This is a genomic window from Rhodoferax sp. (genome assembly GCF_023700745.1).
Classification (GTDB): Bacteria; Pseudomonadota; Gammaproteobacteria; order Burkholderiales; family Burkholderiaceae_C; genus Rhodoferax.
This window is the reverse complement of the sequence record NZ_JAMPYG010000013.1, coordinates 64,443-82,313: the sequence shown is the minus strand read 5'-3', so window position 1 is coordinate 82,313 and position 17,871 is coordinate 64,443. Positions and strand designations below refer to the sequence as shown.

The 17,871-nt window shown below is 62.1% G+C and carries 14 protein-coding genes; 9 read left to right on the top strand and 5 right to left on the bottom strand.

From position 1 onward, the window contains the following. Position 1: 1 nt before the first annotated feature. The 4 genes from NDJ10_RS11230 to NDJ10_RS11215 all read left to right on the top strand — a co-directional run bounded on the left by NDJ10_RS11230 (position 2) and on the right by NDJ10_RS11215 (position 5,979). Positions 2–835, top strand: a complete 834-nt coding sequence (locus NDJ10_RS11230; RefSeq protein WP_296162214.1) for an HDOD domain-containing protein — start codon at positions 2–4, stop codon at positions 833–835. A gap of 9 nt (positions 836–844) precedes the next feature. After that, positions 845–3,334 carry a DNA internalization-related competence protein ComEC/Rec2 gene (locus tag NDJ10_RS11225; protein ID WP_296162213.1) on the top strand — a complete coding sequence of 830 codons (2,490 nt, stop codon included), beginning with the start codon at positions 845–847 and terminating at the stop codon, positions 3,332–3,334. 161 nt (positions 3,335–3,495) lie between these two features. After that, positions 3,496–5,004 carry a circularly permuted type 2 ATP-grasp protein gene (locus NDJ10_RS11220; RefSeq protein ID WP_296162211.1) on the top strand — a complete coding sequence of 503 codons (1,509 nt, stop codon included), beginning with the start codon at positions 3,496–3,498 and terminating at the stop codon, positions 5,002–5,004. Positions 5,005–5,019: 15 nt separating this feature from the next. Next, a complete protein-coding gene (locus NDJ10_RS11215; protein WP_296162209.1) occupies positions 5,020–5,979 on the top strand; it encodes an alpha-E domain-containing protein in 960 nt (319 codons plus the stop codon). Positions 5,980–5,989: 10 nt separating this feature from the next. Here NDJ10_RS11215 and mltB read toward each other — a convergent pair whose 3' ends face one another. The 4 genes from mltB to NDJ10_RS11195 form a co-directional block, all read right to left on the bottom strand. Beyond that, a complete protein-coding gene (gene mltB / locus NDJ10_RS11210; protein ID WP_296162208.1) occupies positions 5,990–7,027 on the bottom strand; it encodes a lytic murein transglycosylase B in 1,038 nt (345 codons plus the stop codon). Positions 7,028–7,098: 71 nt separating this feature from the next. Continuing rightward, a complete protein-coding gene (locus tag NDJ10_RS11205) occupies positions 7,099–9,141 on the bottom strand; it encodes a DUF3488 and transglutaminase-like domain-containing protein (RefSeq protein WP_296162206.1) in 2,043 nt (680 codons plus the stop codon). Between the two features lie 8 nt (positions 9,142–9,149). Further along, entirely contained in the window at positions 9,150–10,127 is a 978-nt protein-coding gene (locus NDJ10_RS11200) for a DUF58 domain-containing protein (RefSeq protein ID WP_296162204.1), read from the bottom strand. A gap of 22 nt (positions 10,128–10,149) precedes the next feature. After that, the gene (locus tag NDJ10_RS11195; RefSeq protein ID WP_296162202.1) at positions 10,150–11,070 is read right to left on the bottom strand and encodes a MoxR family ATPase; all 921 of its coding nucleotides are present in this window, start codon (positions 11,068–11,070) and stop codon (positions 10,150–10,152) included. 42 nt (positions 11,071–11,112) lie between these two features. Between NDJ10_RS11195 and NDJ10_RS11190 the strand changes: the two genes are divergently transcribed. The 5 genes from NDJ10_RS11190 (at position 11,113) to NDJ10_RS11170 (ending at position 17,209) form a co-directional block, all read left to right on the top strand. Then, entirely contained in the window at positions 11,113–12,066 is a 954-nt protein-coding gene (locus tag NDJ10_RS11190) for a histone deacetylase family protein (RefSeq protein ID WP_296162201.1), read from the top strand. Then, the gene (locus tag NDJ10_RS11185) at positions 12,059–13,324 is read left to right on the top strand and encodes a mechanosensitive ion channel domain-containing protein (protein WP_296162199.1); all 1,266 of its coding nucleotides are present in this window, start codon (positions 12,059–12,061) and stop codon (positions 13,322–13,324) included. Before NDJ10_RS11190 ends, NDJ10_RS11185 begins: the two co-directional genes overlap by 8 nt. A gap of 193 nt (positions 13,325–13,517) precedes the next feature. Further along, positions 13,518–14,267: an electron transfer flavoprotein subunit beta/FixA family protein gene (locus NDJ10_RS11180; RefSeq protein ID WP_296162197.1), complete on the top strand. Its 750-nt coding sequence runs from the start codon at positions 13,518–13,520 to the stop codon at positions 14,265–14,267. A gap of 84 nt (positions 14,268–14,351) precedes the next feature. After that, complete coding sequence (locus tag NDJ10_RS11175; RefSeq protein WP_296162195.1) at positions 14,352–15,281, top strand: electron transfer flavoprotein subunit alpha/FixB family protein; 930 nt, start codon at positions 14,352–14,354, stop codon at positions 15,279–15,281. 137 nt (positions 15,282–15,418) lie between these two features. Continuing rightward, positions 15,419–17,209 carry an acyl-CoA dehydrogenase gene (locus NDJ10_RS11170; protein ID WP_296162193.1) on the top strand — a complete coding sequence of 597 codons (1,791 nt, stop codon included), beginning with the start codon at positions 15,419–15,421 and terminating at the stop codon, positions 17,207–17,209. Between the two features lie 18 nt (positions 17,210–17,227). Here the strand turns inward: NDJ10_RS11170 and NDJ10_RS11165 are convergent, their stop codons facing one another. Beyond that, positions 17,228–17,830 (bottom strand): glutathione S-transferase, encoded by a 603-nt coding sequence (locus NDJ10_RS11165; protein WP_296162240.1) that lies wholly within the window; start codon positions 17,828–17,830, stop codon positions 17,228–17,230. Positions 17,831–17,871: the final 41 nt, after the last annotated feature.

The following is a 17,871-nucleotide window of genomic DNA, read 5'->3' as shown; positions in this document are numbered from 1 at the left end:
TATGCAATTGGTTGACCTGCTGGCCCATCCAACCCCACTGCCGAGCAGCCCGCGGGTGCAGGCCTTGCTGTTGACTGAGCTCAGGCAGTTGCAACCTGACCTGCGCCGCATCGACCAGTTCATCAAGGCCGATCCAGTGCTGAGTTTGCGCGTATTGCAGGCGGCCAACGAGCCTTCCTTGGGACTGTGTGGCCAGGTGAGCAGTGTCTCGGAGGCCCTGGCGCTGCTGCATCTGGATCAGGTGCAAGGCATGGTCAATCGGGCCATTGGTCAGGCCTCTTTCAAGGTGGGCACCGGTTTGCCTTTGGCGCAGTTCTGGGACTACAGCCAGGACTGTGCGCGTGTGGCACGCGCTCTGGCCGGCTTGTTGCAGTACAACCAGCAGGCCGCCTACGTGGCCGGGCTGATCCATGCGCTGGGTGAGTTGACCATGCGCGCGGCCTTGCCGCAAATTGCCGAACTGGATGAAAGCTGTCCGCCGCTGGATCTCAACCGTGCCTTTGTTGAGCGCCAGGATTTCGGATTTTGTTATCTGGATGTCAGTTCGGCCCTGGCCAGTCAGGCGCAATTGCCGCAGATTCTGTGCGATTCGCTGGCCTATGCCGACGCACCCTTTGACAACGATGCCTGTGAGCCCCTGGCGGCAGTGATGCACCTGGCTCAATGGCGAGCCCGTGCCAACCAGTTGGGTTTGCAAAAGAACGCCCTGACGGTCACTTTTCCATCGCTTGTGGCTGAAATGCTGGGACTCGACATCGACATGGTGCTGCAGCAGGACCCCATTGACTGGTCGTCCCAGGCGGGCGGGCGCGTGGCCGCCGTTGCCCCAACCTGATCGACCGCGATGCGGGCGCTTGACATTGATGCCAGCCCGCATCTGCCCGCGTCGGAGGCTCGGTTTTCTGCCATTCATGGCCTGATACCTGCGCTGCTCGGCTGGTTGTTGGGCAACGCCTTGCAGTTGCAGCAGACCACGCTGATGCCGGCCGGTGATTACCTTCTCGGACTTTTGCTGGGCTTGCTGTTGCTGGGCATGAGTTTGCGCACACGCTGGCCGGCCTGGCGCTGGAGCCTGCTCGGGGCTGCGTTTGTCGTGTTGGCATTTGCCAGTACAGGCTGGCGCGCCCAGGTCTTTGGCAGCCAGGCCCTGGCCCCCGAGTTGGAAGGACGTGACATTGCCGTGACCGGGGTGGTGGCGGCGATGCCTCAGCACTTTGAAGGTGGCGTGCGCTTTCTGCTGGATCTGGAAAGCGCCAGCCTGGAGGGCGAGCAATTGCGCTTGCCACCGCGGCTGGAGCTGGGCTGGTATGCCGGTGTTTATGCCCGTGGCGAAGGCCCCGGCGAATCCCTGGGTGAATTGCAACGCCGGCCGGCACCGTTGCAGGCGGGAGAACGATGGCAAATGACGGTGCGCCTGAAGGCCCCGCACGGCACCATCAACCCGCATGGTTTTGATTACGAGTTGTGGCAGTGGGTGCAGGGCGTGCAGGCCACTGGCTATGTCCGAGCCGGCCCGCGTGATTCAGCGCCGATGCGGCTGGTAGTGACCTGGCAACGCCCGGTGCAATGGCTGCGCGGCCAGGTGCGCGATCAGATTTTGCTGCGACTCGCCGACTCGGATGCCGCCGGGCTGATCGCTGCGCTGGTGGTGGGCGATCAGGCCGCCATTGAGCGCGCCGACTGGGATGTTTTCAGGGCCACCGGGGTGGCCCATCTGATGAGCATTTCGGGCTTGCACATCACCATGTTTGCCTGGGCCGCGGCGCTGGCACTGGGCTGGTTGTGGCGGCGTTCGGCCTGGCTGTGCCTGCGCGTGTCCGCTCCCACGGCCGCCTTGCTTGGTGGCATGGTGCTGGCCACGGCCTATGCCTTGTTCAGCGGTTGGGGTGTACCTGCGCAACGCACCGTGCTGATGCTGGCCACGGTCGGTGCCTTGCGTCTGCTGGGCGTGCGCTGGCCGTGGCCGCAGGTCTGGTTGCTGGCCTGTGCGGTAGTGGTGGCGGTGGACCCATGGGCACTGCTGCAAGCGGGTTTCTGGTTGAGTTTTGTGGCGGTGGGCGTGCTGTTTGCGACCGATGCGGGTGTTTTCCAGGCCGGGCGCTCTGGCTTCAGGGTACGATTCCTGGTATTGATGCGGGAGCAATGGGTCATCACGCTGGCGCTCACCCCCTTGAGTTTGCTGCTGTTTGGTCAGGTGTCGCTGGTGGGCTTGCTGGCCAATGCACTGGCGATCCCGTGGGTCACCTTGGTGGTGACACCGCTGGCCATGCTGGGCGTGCTGCTGCATCCGCTGTGGGACCTTGCAGCCTGGTCCATCGGGCTGTTGGCGCAGGTGTTGCGCGGCCTGGCGCAATGGCCCTGGGCCAGCCTGAGTATGGCGCAGGCACCCTGGTGGGCCGGTGTGGCGGGTGTGCTGGGTGGTTTGGTACTGGCGCTGCGCCTGCCCTGGCCACTGCGCCTGGCCGGGGCACCGCTACTGCTACCGGTGCTGCTCTGGCAGGTGCCGCCGATCCCACAGGGTGAATTCGACCTGCTGGCGGCCGATGTCGGGCAGGGCAACGCGGTGCTGGTGCGCACCGCGCATCACGCCTTGCTTTATGACGCTGGTCCCATGTACAGCCGCGAAAGTGATGCCGGGCATCGGGTGCTGGTGCCATTGTTGCGATCCCTGGGGGTGCGGCTCGATACCCTGGTACTGAGCCACCGTGACAGCGACCACACCGGTGGTGCCATGGCGGTCTTGCAAATGCAGCCACAGACAGGTTTGTTGAGTTCGATCGAGTCGGAGCACGCGCTACAGGCCCTGCGGCCGGGCACGCGCTGCCTGGCGGGTCAGCGCTGGCAGTGGGATGGCGTGGACTTTGAAGTGCTGCATCCGCAGGCCGGCAACTATGACGATGTGCGCAAACCCAACGCACTGAGTTGTACCTTGCGCATTTCCAATGGTGCCCAGGCCGTGCTGCTGGCAGGCGACATCGAGCAGGCGCAGGAGGCGCAACTGGTGGCGCCGGTCCAGGACAGGCAAGCCATGCCAGGTCAGCCTTCAGGGCGCCTGCACGCCGATGTGCTGCTGGTGCCGCATCACGGCAGCAAAACCTCCAGCAGCGAGGCTTTTCTGGATGCGGTGCAACCGCGCTTTGCCATCGTGCAAGCGGGCTACAGAAATCGTTTTGGTCACCCTGCAGGCCCTGTTTTGGTGCGTTACGATGTACGTCACATCAAGCTGATTGACACGCCTCATTGTGGTGCGGCGAGTTGGCAGTCGTGGGTCCCGAATGAAGTGCAATGCGAACGCAAGGTGCAGAAACGTTATTGGCATCATGCGCTGCCATGAGGGGTCATGAACCCAGGAACATCGCGGCGAGGGCGCCGCTCCCACAGGGACCCCGATGGCCCTGTAGGAGGCCCGACCCCGAGCCGATGGATGTCGTGGGGCCGTGTTGTCGTGGCGCGCTGGCCCAAAGTTTGCTAAGTGAGTTACAGGAGTAATAGACGATGCAGAAATTCGACGAGATGTACACCAGGTTGCCCTATGAGTTTTTCACGCATGGAGCACAGATCCGGGACCATTACAAGATTTACGACGAATGGCTGGCGCGTCAGCCCGGCAACATGATGGCCAAGCGGCGCGAAGAGGCCGAAATGATCTTTCGCCGCGTCGGCATCACCTTTGCGGTCTACGGGGAAAAGGACGAGGACGGTGCCGGCACCGAGCGCCTGATTCCTTTCGACCTGATTCCCCGCATCATCCCGGCCCACGAATGGCGCAGCATGGAGCGCGGGCTGGAACAGCGTGTCACGGCCCTGAACCGTTTCCTGCACGACATCTACCACGACCAGGAGATCCTCAAGGCGGGGCTGATACCGCGTGAGCAAATCGAGCAAAACGCCCAGTTCCGCCCGCAAATGATGGGCGTGGACCTGCCCAACAGCGTTTATTCGCAAATATCGGGTATCGACATCGTGCGTGCGCCGGACGCCACGGGCCGTGGCGAGTACTACGTGCTTGAGGACAACCTGCGCGTGCCCAGCGGGGTCAGTTACATGCTGGAAGACCGCAAGATGATGATGCGGCTGTTTCCCGACCTGTTTTCTGCCCATCGCGTGGCGCCCATCGCCCATTATCCGGACCTGCTGCTTGACACTCTGCGGCAAAGCAGCCCAGCCACCACCGCCGAGCCCACCGTGGTGGTGCTTACGCCCGGCATGTACAACAGTGCCTATTTTGAGCATGCCTTTCTGGCGCAGCAAATGGGGGTGGAACTGGTCGAAGGCCAGGATTTGTTCGTCAAGGACAACTTTTGCTACATGCGCACCACCCGCGGACCGCAGCGCGTGGACGTGATCTACCGCCGTGTCGACGACGACTTTCTGGATCCCAAGGTATTCCGCCCCACGTCCACACTGGGCTGTGCCGGGTTGCTGGACGTCTACAAGGCGGGCCACATCAACATCTGCAACGGTGTCGGCACCGGCGTGGCCGATGACAAGTCGGTTTACCCCTACGTGCCCAAGATGATCGAGTTCTATCTGGGTGAAACCCCCATTTTGAACAACGTGCCGACCTACATGTGCCGTAACAAGGACGAGTTGTCTTATGTGATTGCCAACATGGAAGACCTGGTGGTCAAGGAGGTGCATGGCGCGGGCGGCTACGGCATGCTGGTGGGGCCTGCAGCCACCAAGGCCGAGGTCGAGGACTTCAAAAAGGCGGTGCTGGCCAACCCTGGCGGCTACATCGCCCAGCCCACGCTGAGCCTGTCAAGCTGCCCGACCTTTGTGGAAAGCGGCATTGCACCGCGCCACATTGACCTGCGACCGTATGTGTTGTCTGGCAAGACTGTGCAAATGGTGCCGGGTGGCCTGACCCGTGTGGCGCTCAAGGAGGGGTCGCTGGTGGTCAATTCGTCCCAGGGCGGCGGCACCAAGGACACCTGGATTCTGGAAGACGAAGCCTCGCCGGTGTTGGCCGCGCTGTCGCAGACCCAGGCCGAAGCGTCATAGTCACGGAGAATAAACATGCTTTCACGCACCGCCGACCACCTTTTCTGGATGAACCGTTACACCGAGCGTGCCGAAAACACGGCACGACTGCTCGATGTGAATTACCAGACCTCGCTGTTGCCGCAGTCCACTGCCACCGCGCAAGCTGGTTGGCAGGGCTTGTTGTCAATCAGTGAACTGCTGCCCGCCTACAAGGAAAAGCACGACGCGATTGTGGCCCGCGAGGTCATGGATTTCATGGTCAAGGATGAGCGCAATCCGTCGTCCATCGTGTCTTGCCTGAGCGCGGCGCGTGAAAACGCCCGGGCGGTGCGCGGCACGCTGACCACCGAAGTCTGGGAAACGCAGAACCAGACCTGGCTCGAAGTCAAACGCATGATCAAGCAGGGTGACTTCGAGGCCGACCCGTCGCAGTTTTTTGAGTGGGTCAAGTTCCGCTCGCACCTGTCGCGTGGTGTCACCGTGGGCACCATGCTGATGGATGAGGCGCTGCACTTCATGCGCCTGGGTACCTTTCTGGAGCGCGCCGACAACACCGCGCGTCTGGTCGATGTGAAATTTCATGCGGTCGAAAGTGACTTTTACGGCACGGCCAACAGCAAGGACCAGGAATACGACTTCTACCACTGGAGTGCCATCTTGCGCAGCGTCAGTGGTTTCGAGGTTTACCGCAAGGTCTACCGTGACGTGATCCGGCCCGAACGGGTGGCGGACCTGTTGATCCTGCGCTCCGACATGCCGCGCTCATTGCACGCCAGCCTCAACGAGGTGGTGAACAATCTGGCGCTGGTGGCCAATGACCAGTCGCATGAAACTCAGCGCCGCGCAGGCAAATTGCGCGCCGAACTGCAATATGGCCGTATCGACGAGATTCTGGCCACCGGCCTGCACGCTTACCTGACCCAGTTCCTGGACCGTGTCAACGACCTCGGGGCCCACATCAGCCGCGACTTCCTGGTGCCGGTGCCGGTCTGAGCGGCCGGGCTCAGGGCCGCATGGCCTGGGCCACGGCCTGGCCGAGCTCGATCACGGCCAGCGCGTAGTAGCTGCTCCAGTTGTAGCGGGTGATGGCGTAAAAATTGTCGGTGCCCGCCACATAGCTGGGCGCGGCATCGCCGTTCTGCAATTCGATCAGGGCCAGCTTGCCCGTGTGTTTGAGCGCCTCGCCACTGAGCACCACACCCTTGGCCTGGAAATTTTCCACGCTGAAGGTGGGCAGAATGTCGGGGGCCATGAGCGTGGCCATGTCGAGCCGGCTTTCATCGAAGCTCAGCGGAAAATGGGTCGGCAGGCCAGGTTGCCAGTTGAAGAACTTGAGGTAGTTGGCGACCGAGCCAATGGCATCAGCCGGACTGTTTTGCAAATCCACCAGGCCGTCGCCATCAAAGTCGACTGCGTATTTGACCCAGCTCGATGGCATGAACTGGGGCAGGCCCATGGCGCCCGCGTAGCTGCCTTTGAACGTCAGCGGGTCGCGCCCGCTGTTGAGCGTCCAGCTTAAAAACTGTTCAAGTTCGGTCCTGAAATAGGCGCTGCGTTCTGTTGCGCGTGGGTGGCTGGCCGGGAAATCAAACGCCAGCGTGGCCAGCGCATCGATCACCCGGAAGTTGCCCATCTGCTGGCCATAGATGGTTTCCACCCCCAGGATACCTACGATGATTTCAGTGGGCACGCCGGTCTCCTGCTCGGCGCGTCGCAGCGTGTCCCGGTGGGTCTGCCAGAAAGCCACGCCGGCACCAATGCGCAGTGGTTCAATAAAGCGGCTGCGGTAGAGCCGCCAGTTCTTGGCGACACCCACAGCCGGGGGTGTGACTGCCTTGGCAATGGCGGCCACATAACGCGCCTGGCCCAGCACCTCGCGCACCCGGTGGACGTCAATCTGGTGGCGCAGCGCGATGTCATCGGCGGTTTGCATGGCATCGAGCCGCTGACCGTAATCGGGACCGGGCAGGGCGGCTTGACTGGTTGCGGCCCGGACCGGCTTTTTACCCTGTTTTGCGGCTGTCGCAGTGATCGGAAGCATCGCAGCCGCCACCAGCAGCAAGCAGGCAAGGGGCACGTGCTGGGACCAATGTTTTGAAGTTGGGGGTGAATTCACTTGGGCCAGTGCAGGTGTTTAAGTTCGTCACGCAGTGTAGCGAGCTGGTGTTTGAAATGACCGGCCCGCCCGGGGTCTGGTGGGGCATAACGCAGGGCTTCCATCCGGTTCAGCCAGTCGTGCCAGGCTTGCAGCCCGGCGTCGTTTGTGCGTTCAGCAGTGCTGCACGCGGTCATGAGTTGTTGCCCGATTTGGCGCGGTGTGCGGTTGGGGGCGAGTAGCAGGCCGGAGGCGCGCAGTTTCAACATGGCCTGCTTCAACAGGCGCAGCCAGGGGTCTTGCTGATGCCGTTCCCAGGCGCTCCAGGCGGCACCGCCCAGGCTGGCTGCAACCACAAGGGCGCACAGCACATAAATGAGGTCTTGCCAGTTGGGTTCCTTGAAGCCAATGTTTTTCAACAGGTCGAGTTGCCGGGTCTGGGTGTAGTTCAACACCCACTGGTTCCAGCGGTTGTTGACGGCGTCCCAGGCGGCGCGCAGATTGAGCATCAGCGCAGGATTCACGGTGGCAAAAATGGCGTTGGCAATCACTCCGCGCGGCGGCGTCAGGCGCTGCAGTGTGCCGGTGCGACCCGGGGCGACGGCCGAGGTCGGGTCCACGCGCTGCCAGCCCCGGCCTTCCAGCCAGACCTCGGTCCAGGCGTGGGCATCGCTTTGGCGCACGGTCCAGAAACCATCGACGCTGTTTCTTTCGCCACCCTGGTAACCGGTGACGATGCGGGCCGGCACGTTGAGGGCCCGCATCAGGATGACAAAGCTCGAAGCAATGTGCTCGCAAAAACCCTGCTTGCGGTCAAACCAGAATTCGTCGGCGCTGTGCTGGCCATAGACGCCCGGCTCCAGCGTGTAGCTGTAGCCCCCGCTGCGCAGCCGTTGCATCGCCACGTCCACCCATTGGGCGTTGCTTGCGCCGGCATGGCGCGGGTCGCGCTGCCACTCGGCTGCCAGTTGCAGGGTACGCGGGTTGTAACCATTGGGCAGCGCCAGGTACTCTTCCAGGCCCGGCACGCGCTGGCGCGGACCGTGCTGGAAAGCAGGGTAGCTCAGGACGTCGTAGCGCAGCAGGTCGGTGACGGGCTGGTCAAGAATCCATTGCAGCTCGCGCGTCATGCGCGCTGTCTTGTCCGCCAGCACAGGGGCTTGCGGCGTGGCATCAAGTACCAGCAGCCAGGGCAGCCGGTTGGGCTCCAGCGTGATCTGGTAGCGAATCGGCGCGCCGCTGACCTGCAGGTCAGCGGGCAGCCGCAAACGGTGGGGGAGGGGCGATGGCCTGGCCTGCCAGGCGCGGCCGTCAAAGTGCGACAGCACCGGGCCGCGAAAGTAGAGCGCCGACTGCGGCGGAGGCGTGCCGTCAAAGTGCACCCGCATGGCGACACTGCCGTCCAGCGCCAGGCTGGCAATGTTGCCCACCGTCATGCTGGCCGACAGGCCGCTGCGTCCGGTCATGGCGTCGCTGGGCAAGCCCCACAGCGGTGCCATACGTGGAAACAGTACAAACAATATCACCATGATGGGCGCGCCCAGCAGCGCCATGCTGCCGGCCAGACGCGCCGCCTGCCACAGCGGGGGTTTGCCCACCGGCATGTGGGCGTTGACCAGCGCCGTTAGCAGGCCCAGCAGCGCCACCAGCATGGCGGCGGCGGTGAGCAGCGACTGAGAGTAGAAAAAATGGGTCAGTATTAAAAAGAAGCCCAGGAAAAACACCACAAAGGCATCCCGGCGGGCGCGCAATTCAAGCGTTTTGAGCGCCAGCAGGGCCACCACCATCGTCACGCCGGCGTCGCGGCCCAATAGCGTCTTGAAGCTGATCAGTGTTGCGCCCAGACAGAGGGCCAGCAAACCCAGCAGCCACCATCTGGAGGGCAGGGACTGGCCACGCCAAGCCAATACCCCGCGCCATGCCATGACGGCCATACTCAGCAGGCTGCACCAGAGCGGGAGTTCCGGGGTCAGCGGGGCGATCACCCAGGCGATGACCGCGAGCACAAACAAGGTGTCCCGGGTGTCGCGGGGCAGGTGGCTGCAGCTTGGCAAAGTCATGAGGGTGGTCAGGCCAGGGCCAGGGCGCGCAGGCAGCGTTGCTGGTGGACCAGGCCGCTGGCGGGCGCGATCTCCTGGTGTTTCAGGCGCAGTCCGTAGATCAGGCCCAGCTGGTCGGCTTGCAGCACCCAGGCGCACAGGCGGCTGAGTTGTGCTTCGGGCTGGTTCAGGCCGGTTTGTTGCTGGTCCAGCCACAGTGTTTGCTGCTGCAGAATCTGGCTGTCGCGGCTGACCAGTTCGCCAGTTTTGGCGGCCTTTTTCCAGACAATGGTTTTCAGCGCATCGCCGCGGCGGTAGGCGCGCAGGCCATCGGGCTCGCCCTGCACGCTGGTGGCGCTGGCATGGGCGCTGCCTTCATGGGCCTGGCCGGCAGGCAGGGGTGCTGCGGGCACTTCGGGCGCCGGGTAAACCAGTACTTGTGCGGCCGGGCGCCACAAGGTCCAGACCCGAAAAGTGCCCAGTGGAAAGTGCGTCTCGGCGGTCAGGGTCGGCAGCCGGTGCACGCCACGCCGTTCGGGCAGGTAGGCCAGTTGCACCGTACTGCTGGCCTGGCCGGCTACATCGGTCCAGGCCCATTGCCTGGTGTCCAGCACCGCCAGCCCGATGCCGTAGCGGGTGCGCTTGCGGGTGTTGTGCAAGTGGACGCTGAAAATGGCTTTGGCGCCTGCGTGGATGGCCTCGGGTGCTGTCAGGTTCAGGCTCAGCCCATGCAAGGTGCCGTGTCCCACATGCATGCCCACCAGGGCGCTGCCAGCCAGCAAAAAAGTCAGCAGATAGCCCAGGTTGAGCTGGTAGTTGATGGCGGCCACCAGCAGCACCAGCAGGGTCAGGCCCAGCATGAACCCGGCGCGGGTGGGCAGGATGTACACATTGCGCTGGGTCAGTGTGACGCTGTCGCTCAACGGCAGACGGTGCTGCCACCAGCGTGTCAGGCGGGCTTGCACATGGGCCAAGGGGTGGCGCAGCGGATGCGGCAAAAGGTTCACAGGGTAGGCATTTCGAGGGAGATCAAGGCAGTGGCACAGCATCGAGCATGGCGCGCACCTGTTCACTGGCGCCACGACCAGCCTGGCTCAGCGGCAGCAGCCGGTGGGCGATGGTTTGCGGCAGGATGGTCTGGACATCGTCAGGGGCCACATAGCTGCGCCCGTTCAGCAAGGCGCGGGCTTTGGCAGCGCGCAACACCGCGATGCCAGCGCGCGGGCTCAAGCCCTGCATGAACCACTCTCCCGAGCGGGTGGCCTGGATCAGGTCCTGCACATAGTCGAGCAGCGGCCCGGCGGCATGCACCGCCAGCACCTGACTTTGCAGTGCCTGCAGTTCTTCCAGACTCAGCAGGCTCGGCAGTGCTTCGACCAGTTCGCGCCGGTCATGTCCCATCAGCAATTCGCGCTCGGCACTGCGGTCGGGGTAGCCCAGCGAGATGCGCATCAAAAACCGGTCCAGTTGGGATTCTGGCAGCAGGTAAGTGCCCAGCTGGTCGTGCGGGTTTTGCGTGGCGATGACAAAGAAGGGCGCCGGCAGGGGCCGCGTTTCACCTTCGATCGTGACCTGTTTTTCTTCCATGGCCTCCAGCAAGGCGCTTTGTGTTTTGGGACTGGCCCGGTTGATTTCGTCGGCCAGCAGCACCTGGGCAAACAGCGGCCCGGGATGAAAGATAAATTGCTCCAGCCCACGGTCATAGATCGAAACGCCTGACAGGTCGCTGGGCATCAGGTCCGAGGTAAATTGCACGCGGGAAAACTGCAGGCCAAAAGTGCGGGCCAGGGCATGGGCGAGGGTGGTCTTGCCGACGCCCGGCACATCTTCGATCAGCAGGTGTCCGCCGGCCAGCAGGCAGGCGACACAATCTTGCGTTTGATCAGGCTTGCCAACAATGACCGTGTTAAGCTGATCAATAAGAGATTTAAGTTTGTGCTGTGTATCCATGGGCTGCACCATATCAAAAATTCAACGAGGAAACAGACGCATATGACGATGACCGGATACTTTACTCACCCAAGTTGCCGCCTGCATGAGATGATGCCGGGCCACCCCGAGTGCCCGGAACGGCTTGATGCCATTGAAGATCGCCTGCTGATCTCCGGCTTGGACGTGGCCCTGGACCGACGCGAAGCCACGGCGGCAGCGGTATCCGACATCGAGCTGGCGCATGACCGCATGTACGTGGCCGCCATTCGCGGCTTGCATGCCGAACTCAAAGAACAAATTGCGGCGGGGGGGCATGATTGGCTGCAGGTCGACCCCGATACCAGCATCAATGTCCACACCTGGGAGGCGGCACTCAATGCGGCTGGCGCCGCCATCGATGCCACCGATGCCGTGCTGGCGGGTGACTTTAAAACCGCTTTTTGTGCGGTGCGTCCGCCAGGTCACCACGCCACTCGCAACCAGGCGATGGGTTTTTGTTTTTTCAACAACGTGGCGATTGCCGCCAAGTACGCGCTGGAGCGGCACAACCTGCAGCGTGTGGCCATCGTTGACTTTGACGTGCACCACGGCAATGGCACCGAAGACATCGTGGCGGGTGATGACCGCATTTTGATGGTGAGCTTTTACCAACACCCGTTTTACCCGATGGACTGGGTGCATTCCAGTGCCAAAAACCTGATCAACCTGCCGGTGCCGGCTTACACCAAGGGCATGGACATCCGCGACATGATCGAGGCCGCCTGGATACCCCGGCTCGAAGAATTCAAGCCAGAAATGATCTTTATCAGCGCCGGCTTTGACGCGCACCGCGAAGACGACATGGGGCAACTCGGCCTGGTCGAGCAGGACTACGCCTGGATCACCAGCCGCATCGTGGATGTGGCACGGCGCCATGCCAGGGGTCGCATTGTGAGTTGCCTGGAAGGCGGTTATGTGATGAGTGCGCTGTCGCGTAGTGTGGAAGCGCATATCCGGGTGCTGGCCGATGTCTAAACCGGTGATTACTGACTTGCAGGACTGGCTGGCGGCCTTGAGCCAGACCAGTGTGTTGATCGAGTTGGGTGTACTGCTGGCTTGCGGACTGCTGGCCTGGTTGCTGGCGCGGCTGGTGTCCAAAGCCTTTGTTGAGCGTGAGCTCAACTCCATCATGTTCGGTCGCCGGATTGTCGACGGTGTGCTGTTCCCGGCGCTGTGGCTGTGTCTGGCTTATGCCGCCCGCAAGCTGCTGGCTTACAGCATGCCGCTGGCGCTGTTCAAGCTGGCCATTCCCGTGCTGATCTCCTTGCTGGTGATCCGGCTTGGCGTCAAGGTGTTGCAGGCAGCGTTCAACAACACGCCCGCGATCCGCTTGCTGGAGCGCAGTATTTCCTGGATCGCCTGGCTGGCCATGGTGTTGTGGGTCAGTGGCTTGCTGCCGCTGCTGATGGAGGAGCTCGACCAGATCAGCTGGACCGTGGGCGGCGCTTCTTTGTCCGTGCGAAAAATCATTGAAGGTACCTTGACAGCAGGGCTGGTACTGATCATCAGCTTGTGGATTTCGTCGGCCATCGAAACCAAGTTGCTGCGCAGCGCGAAGGGTGGCGAGTTGAGTCTGCGCAAGGCATTCAGCAATGCTGCCAGGGCGCTGCTGATGTTTGTCGGCCTGTTGCTCGCGTTGTCTGCGGTCGGCATTGACCTGACGGCTTTGTCTGTACTGGGAGGTGCCATTGGCGTCGGTATTGGTTTTGGCCTGCAGAAGCTGGCGGCCAACTATGTGTCTGGTTTTGTCATTCTGACCGAGCGCAGCATGCGCATTGGTGACAGTGTGCAGGTAGACAATTTCAGTGGCGTCATCACCCAGATCAATGCGCGCTATACCGTGATCCGTTCGCTGGCCGGGCGTGAATCCATTGTGCCCAACGAGATGCTGATCACCAGCCGGGTCGAAAACCTGTCCTTGGCCGACCCCAAGGTCTGGCAGTCCACCAACGTGTCGGTGGCATATGACAGCGATGTGGACCTTGTGTCGCGTTTGCTGTTGCAGGCGGCTGCGACGCAGGAGCGGGTGCTGGCTGATCCTGGTCCTTCGGTGGTGTTGCTGGCCTTTGGCGCCGACGGCCTGGAGTTCAGGCTGGGTTACTGGATGGGTGATCCCGAGAATGGCAGCGACAACCTGAGGTCATTCATCAATCTGGAAATCTTGCGGCTGTTGCGCGAGCATCGGGTTGAAATTCCGTTTCCGCAGCGTGTCATTCACACGCGCCAGGTTTGAGAGCAGCAGTGCAGCCATGTGTACAATAAAAGCACGATCGTTCTTTTATTGGTCTTTTCGGAAAATGTTGATGTGGCGATCTGGCTGACAGAAGTGGCCGCATACAATGCACAAGTTGACGTGAACGTCAATTGAATTGACGTTGTTGCAGTACGTATTTGCCTATTTTTTTAACCTCTGGAGAAAGAAAGTCATGAAAGTCCTGGTCGCAGTCAAACGCGTGGTGGACTACAACGTGAAGGTCCGGGTGAAGACGGACAACACGGGAGTAGACACCGCCAACGTCAAAATGAGCATGAACCCTTTTGACGAAATTGCCATCGAAGAAGCCGTGCGCCTGAAAGAAAAAGGCGTGGCCACCGAGATCATTGCGGTCTCCTGTGGTGTCACCCAATGCCAGGAAACCCTGCGCACGGCCATGGCCATCGGCGCGGACCGCGCCATCCTGGTCGAAACCGCTGAAGAACTGCAACCCCTGGCCGTGGCCAAACTGCTCAAGGCGCTGCTCGACAAGGAACAACCCGGCCTCATCATCCTGGGCAAACAGGCCATTGACGACGACTGCAACCAGACCGGCCAGATGCTGGCAGCCCTGGCCGACCTGCCGCAGGTCGCCTTTGCCAGCAAAATCGACGTGGCCGATGGCAAAGCCACCGTCTCGCGCGAAATCGACGGTGGCCTGGAAACCCTCTCGGTCAGCCTGCCGGCCGTGGTCACGGCCGACCTGCGCCTGAACGAACCCCGCTACGTCACCCTGCCCAACATCATGAAGGCCAAGAAAAAGCCACTCGACACCCTCAAGCCCGAAGACCTCGGTGTGGATGTGAGCCCGCGCATCAAGACGCTCAAAGTCAACGAGCCGCCCAAGCGCAGTGCCGGCATCAAGGTGCCCGACGTGGCCACCCTGGTGGCCAAACTCAAAACGGAAGCCAAGGTCATCTGAGACCTTGGGGTCGGATCCAGATGTGCGCAGCACATTGGCTCTGACTCCAACCGATCAAACAGTCAACCGATCAAAGGAATCCCCATGACATCTCTCGTCATCGCCGAACACGACAACGCTTCCCTCAAACCCGCCACCCTCCACACCGTCACCGCCGCCGTTCAATGCGGAGGCGACGTCCATGTGCTGGTGGCTGGCTTTAATGCCGGCGCGGCCGCCACTGCGGCGGCCCAGATTGCCGGCGTCAGCAAGGTGCTGCACATCGACGCTGAAACACTGGCCCACGGCATCGCAGAAAACGTGACCGTGCAAATCGTCGCCCTGGCTTCGGCCTACAGCCACCTGCTGTTCCCGGCCACCGCCTCGGGCAAGAACGTCGCGCCCCGCGTGGCCGCCAAGCTCGACGTCGGCCAGCTCTCGGATGTCACCAAGGTGCTCGGTGCCGACACCTTCGAGCGCCCCATTTATGCCGGCAACGCCATTGCCACGGTGCAAAGCACAGACGCCATCAAGGTGCTGACGGTGCGCACCACCGGCTTTGACGCCGCCGCACAAGGGGGCGCAGCGGCCATTGAAAGCGTGCCCGCGCTGGCCGTTGCCGGCAACACCACTTACCTGGGCTCGGAGATCGCCAGGAACGACCGCCCCGAGCTGACCGCCGCCAAGGTCATCGTCGCTGGTGGCCGGGCGCTGGGCTCGGCGGAGAAGTTTGCCGAACTGCTGACCCCGCTGGCCGACAAGCTCGGTGCGGCCATTGGCGCCAGCCGTGCTGCGGTGGATGCGGGTTATGCCGCCAATGACCTGCAAGTGGGCCAGACCGGCAAGATCGTGGCGCCCCAGCTCTACATTGCCGCGGGCATCAGTGGGGCCATCCAGCACCTGGCGGGCATGAAGGACTCCAAGGTGATCGTGGCCATCAACAAGGACCCCGAGGCACCGATCTTCAGTGTGGCCGACTACGGCCTGGAGGCCGATCTGTTTGTCGCCGTGCCCGAACTCACGGCTGCACTTTAAGCTGAAAAAGGCTGACGTCATTGCGAGGCGCATAGCGACGGGGTAATCCATTACCGCCTGGATGGCCGCGCTCCGCTCGCAATGACAGCCTGGTTCAGTTTCATGCGCCCATTTTTTTAAAATTCTGGAGACGTCCCATGAGCTACACCGCCCCCGTCAAAGACATGTTGTTCAACATCGAGCATCTGGCTGGCATTGACCGGATTGCCCAACTCCCCGGCATGGAAGATGCCGGTCTGGAAACTGCGCAAGCGGTACTTGAGGAAGCAGCCAAGTTTTGCGAGGGCGTGCTGGCTCCCCTGAACTGGGAGGGCGACAAAAATCCCAGCAGCTGGAAAGACGGCGTGGTCACCGCCACACCGGGTTTCAAGGACGCTTTCAAGCAGTACACCGAAGCCGGCTGGCAAGGCCTGCAACACCCCACCGACTTCGGTGGCCAGGGCCTGCCCAAGACCATTGGCTCGGCCGTCGGTGAAATGCAAAACTCGGCCAACCTGAGCTTTGCCCTGTGTCCGTTGCTGACCGATGGCGCCATTGAAGCTTTATTGACTGCAGGCTCACCTGAACTCAACGCCATCTACCTCGAAAAACTTGTCAGTGGCGAGTGGACCGGCACCATGAATCTGACCGAACCGCAAGCCGGCTCTGACCTGGCTGCGGTGCGCACCCGCGCCGAACCTCAGGCAGACGGCAGCTACAAGGTGTTTGGCACCAAGGTCTTCATCACCTGGGGTGAGCACGACATGGCCGGAAACATCGTCCATCTGGTGCTGGCCCGCGTTGCCGGTGCGCCCGAGGGCGTGAAGGGCATCAGTCTCTTTGTGGTGCCCAAATTCATGGTCAATGCTGACGGCTCGGTTGGCTTGCGCAATGACGTGCACTGCGTGTCCATCGAACACAAGATGGGCATCAAGGCCAGCCCCACGGCCGTGCTGCAATTTGGCGACCACGGTGGTGCTGTGGGCTACCTCGTCGGCCAGGAAAACCGCGGCTTGGAGTACATGTTCATCATGATGAATGCCGCGCGCTACGGCGTCGGTGTGCAGGGCATCGCCATTGCCGACCGGGCCTACCAAAAGGCGGTCGAATTTGCCAGGGAGCGTATTCAAAGCCGCCCGGTTGATGGCTCGCTGCCTGGCGCCGGCCCCATCATCCACCACCCCGATGTCAAGCGCATGCTCATGACCATGCGCGCCTACACCGAGGGTTGCCGCGCCTTGTCATCAGTGGCCGCTGCCGCCTATGACGCAGCGCACCATCACCAGGATGCAGACACACGCAAACAGAACCAGGCCTTCTATGAATTCATGGTGCCGCTGATCAAGGGTTACAGCACCGAGATGAGCCTCGAAGTCACCTCCCTTGGCGTGCAGGTGCATGGCGGCATGGGTTTCATTGAAGAAACCGGTTGCGCCCAGTATTACCGCGACGCCAAGATCCTGACCATCTACGAAGGCACCACGGCCATCCAGGCCAACGATCTGGTGGGCCGCAAGACTGCACGCGATGGCGGCCAGACCGCCAAAGGCATTGGCGCGCAGATTGAGGCCACCGAAGCTGCCCTGCTGCAAAACGGCAGCGACGATGCCCTGGCCGTGGCCAAACGCCTGAAAGTAGCACGGCTGGCGTTTCTTGACGTGGTGAACTTTGTTGCGGCCAACACCAAAACCAGGCCCAACGACGTCTTCGCCGGTAGTGTGCCTTACCTGATGCTGGCGGGTAACCTGATGGCGGGCTGGCAACTGGCGCGTGCCTTGCTGGTGGCCCAGGGGCTATTGGCCCAAGGGCAGGACGCGGCCTTCATGCAAGCCAAGATCACCACCGCACGCTTCTATGCCGACCACCTGCTGACCAAGGCCCCGGGCCTGCGCGACAGCATTGTGGAGGGGGCAGCCTGCGTCACGGAGTTGGCGCTGGAGGCGTTTTAGTTTCGTCTCGCTGTTGCCTCACGGCTCAAACACCAAGGTCTGCGGCTGCCCCGGCTGCCACGGTGGGTGTTTGACCATGACAATTTGAAACAGCGCCGAAGCCTCAAAGTCAGCCAGCCAGTTCTGCAGGTTCGGCCAGGGCTGGCTGGCAAACCAGGCGCTGTCGGTGTGCGCGCATTGGCGCACAAAGGGCCCAATGGCAGCATCTGCCAAGCCCCACTGGGTACCTGACAGGCAGGTGGTTTCAGTCAAACGCTGCTGCAGGTCAGCGAGGAACCGGGCGACTGCGTTGCGGGGCTCAGACCGATCAGCAAGCTCAAATCGGGTCGGGTATTTGTAGCGGTCCAACTGCGGCTTGAATTCATCGTCACAGCGCTTGATCCAATGCATGACGTCGGCCAGATGCTCCGGTTCTGGCAACCATTGCAAGGGGTCATGGCGTTGCAGCGCCCACAGCATGATGTCGAGACTTTCTTCCAGGACGCGCCCGTCTGTATCCACCAGCACCGGCACCGTGGCCTTGGCTGAGGCTTGGTGCAGTTCAGCCGGTTTGCGGCTCAGCACCACCTCGCGTAATTCGCAGGTTTGATGGCTGACCGCCAGCGCCAGGCGGGCGCGCATGGCGTACGGGCAGCGGCGAAACGAGTACAGAACCGGGTAAG